The organism is Endozoicomonas sp. SESOKO3 (genome assembly GCF_024606255.1).
This window is the reverse complement of the sequence record NZ_JAHHPR010000278.1, coordinates 1-2,657: the sequence shown is the minus strand read 5'-3', so window position 1 is coordinate 2,657 and position 2,657 is coordinate 1. Positions and strand designations below refer to the sequence as shown.

The window sequence follows — 2,657 nt, the reverse complement described above, 5'->3', positions numbered from 1 at the left end:
GCTTGAGGTTGTAAGTTCCTGGTCAGGTATTTATTCACCCGTTATTTGATTCTTGGTGACCTGACCTGGGGCTGGGACTGGGATACTGGCTTTGAGTTGTTATTACAGAAAGAAGCATGATTACTGATTCGGTTGGCGGCCTTACAGGGTGATTGCGCAGAATGGAGTAATGCACAGGAGAGCGGTTTGAGCCCAATTCTGCCTGGCGCTTGAGGTAAGAGGGACGCACATGAGGTATTATGGGGAGTCATTTTGTCTGAATACTATTGAACTAATTACGACTGAATATGTTGATTGATTCACATTGCCATCTCGACCGTCTCAAGCTCGACAGCTATGACGGTGATCTGGACGCAGCACTTGACGCAGCAAGACAGGCGGGGGTTGAAAGAATGCTTTGCGTGGGCATTGATCTTGAGCATGCAGATGCTGTGGTTGATCTGGCAGATAAATATCAGGATGTGTATGCCTCGGTTGGAATACATCCTCTCGAAAAAGAAGCAGCCGAGCCAGATCTGCAAACCCTCCTGCATTATGCGGCTCACCCAAAGGTGATTGCCATAGGTGAGAGTGGTCTTGATTATTATTATTCGGCTGACAATAAAGAAAGGCAGCAGGAGCGGTTCAGAATTCATTTGCAGGCGGCTGAAAAGTCAGAACTTCCCATTATTGTTCACACCAGGGACGCAAGGGAGGATACCCTTGAGTTGATACGCCGGCATGGCGATCTGGACAAAGCGGGTGTGTTGCACTGCTTCACAGAGAGCTGGGAGATGGCGAAAGAGGCGATGGAGCTGAACTACTTCATCTCTGTTTCCGGCATAGTCACGTTCAGGAATGCGACTGAATTAAAAGAGGTCGTTAAGAAGTTACCACTGGAGCGGCTTTTGATTGAAACCGACTCTCCTTATTTGGCACCGGTTCCTCATCGAGGCAGGCCGAATGAGCCTCGCTATCTGCCTGAGGTAGCAAAATGCGTGGCTGACCTGAAAGGTATCTCGCCAGAAAAGCTGGCTGAGATCACGTCTGCAAACTTCTTCCGACTGTTTCCCAAAGCGGCTTCCTGTTGAAGCAGGGAGCGTTCGTTGACAATTCGGACTGTTGATGACGATCCATTATTCGATATTTACCGAGTCGATAGCCACTTTGAATATAATAGTGACTTCTTTCTATATTAAGGGATTACACGATCATTCGCCTATGGCATATCCAGAAGACTGTCTTTATAATTGCGCCACCATTTTTTTCTATGGTGAGCCGTAGTGGCCACGTAACGATGGATTGATGTGAGATTGTACTCAGGTCTCAGGTAGATCCCTCCAGGACTTGTTTTTGAAAGCATAAGTCCCGGAGAGGGCTGGGCAGTAAGAGGCTTGGGAACGTTTACCGTCAGTTTGCTTGAATCAGAATATTTACAAATGGGACTCATTTCAGCGGGGTGCGGTCTCTTTGTTGTGCGTTTGATTGAAGTGGAGATCATAGCTTTAGTTCTGACTTCCTGTTGGAAAAAAAAGCTGGGTATTCAGGGTTGTATTGGTCAGCTGTCGGTTATCACCGGAGAGGCGGGTTTATTCCGGACCTGAAAATTGATTGATTAGGCGAAAGGTATGATCAAAATCAAACAGGGGCTGGATCTTCCGATTACAGGAGCGCCTGATCAAAGCATAGCGGATGGCAGGGCAGTTCGCTCTGTCGCCGTGATTGGCTTTGATTATGTGGGTATGAAACCTACTATGGCTGTTGCTGTCGGGGATCGAGTTAAAAAAGGGCAAGAGCTCTTTACCGATAAGAAAACACCGGGTGTGCGCTACACTGCGCCCGCTGCCGGTGTGATTGCTGCGATTAATCGTGGTGAAAAGCGGGTGCTTCAGTCAGTTGTCATTGATGTCGATGGTGACGATGAAGTCACTTTTACTGAGCACAAGCCTGAAGCACTGTCATCTCTGACTGCTGATCAGGTAGAAGCCCAGCTGAACGGCTCTGGATTATGGACTGCTCTGCGCACCCGCCCCTTCAGCAAAGTGCCTGCCCTGGGTTCCCGGCCGGTCTCCATTTTTGTGACTGCTATCGATACTAATCCTCTGTCAGCTAATCCTGAAGTCATCATCAGTGAACATGCTGAAGCGTTTGAACAGGGCATCAACATCCTGGGCAAGCTCAGTGGTGGCAAAATCTTCCTGTGTAAAGCACCCGGTGCCCGTATTCCTGCCGGTATCGCCACTGCAGAAGAGTTTGACGGGCCTCATCCAGCTGGACAGCCCAGTACCCATATTCACTTTCTGGATCCGGTAAGTGCTCAAAAAATCGTTTGGCAGATCAACTACCAGGACGTCATTGCCGTGGGCAAGCTGTTCACCACCGGTAAACTCTTTACTGATCGTGTTGTTGCCCTGGCAGGTCCTCAGGTTGAGAAGCCTCGTCTGGTGCGTACACGTTTGGGTGCCAGCACCGATGAGCTGGCAGCAGGTGAACTGAAAGAGGGGGATAACCGTATTATCTCTGGTTCTGTGTTTGGTGGCCGAACTGCTAAAGGCTCCTTTGCGTTCCTGGGTCGATATCACACACAGGTTTCCGTTCTGGAAGAAGGCAACGAGCGTTTGTTCATGGGGTGGGTAAATCCGACCATCAACCGCCACTCTGTCCTGAATGTGGTGACT

At 49.3% G+C, this 2,657-nt stretch carries 3 protein-coding genes; all 3 read left to right on the top strand.

Annotated features, from left to right (window positions below; translation table 11 throughout):
- Positions 1-287 precede the first annotated feature (287 nt).
- A complete protein-coding gene (locus KDK18_RS05125; RefSeq protein WP_257253674.1) occupies positions 288-1,070 on the top strand; it encodes a TatD family hydrolase in 783 nt (260 codons plus the stop codon).
- Positions 1,071-1,418: 348 nt separating this feature from the next.
- Positions 1,419-1,583, top strand: a complete 165-nt coding sequence (locus tag KDK18_RS05120; RefSeq protein ID WP_257253672.1) for a hypothetical protein — start codon at positions 1,419-1,421, stop codon at positions 1,581-1,583.
- A 24-nt stretch (positions 1,584-1,607) separates the two neighbouring features.
- Positions 1,608-2,657: Na(+)-translocating NADH-quinone reductase subunit A (locus tag KDK18_RS05115; RefSeq protein WP_257253670.1), on the top strand; the 1,050-nt coding region annotated here is incomplete at its 3' end.

Bases quoted from the DNA above. Each gene is read 5' to 3' on its own strand.
- KDK18_RS05125 (WP_257253674.1), top strand. From the start codon at position 288: ATGTTGATTGATTCACATTGCCATCTCGACCGTCTCAAGCTCGACAGC.
- KDK18_RS05120 (WP_257253672.1), top strand. From the start codon at position 1,419: ATGGGACTCATTTCAGCGGGGTGCGGTCTCTTTGTTGTGCGTTTGATT.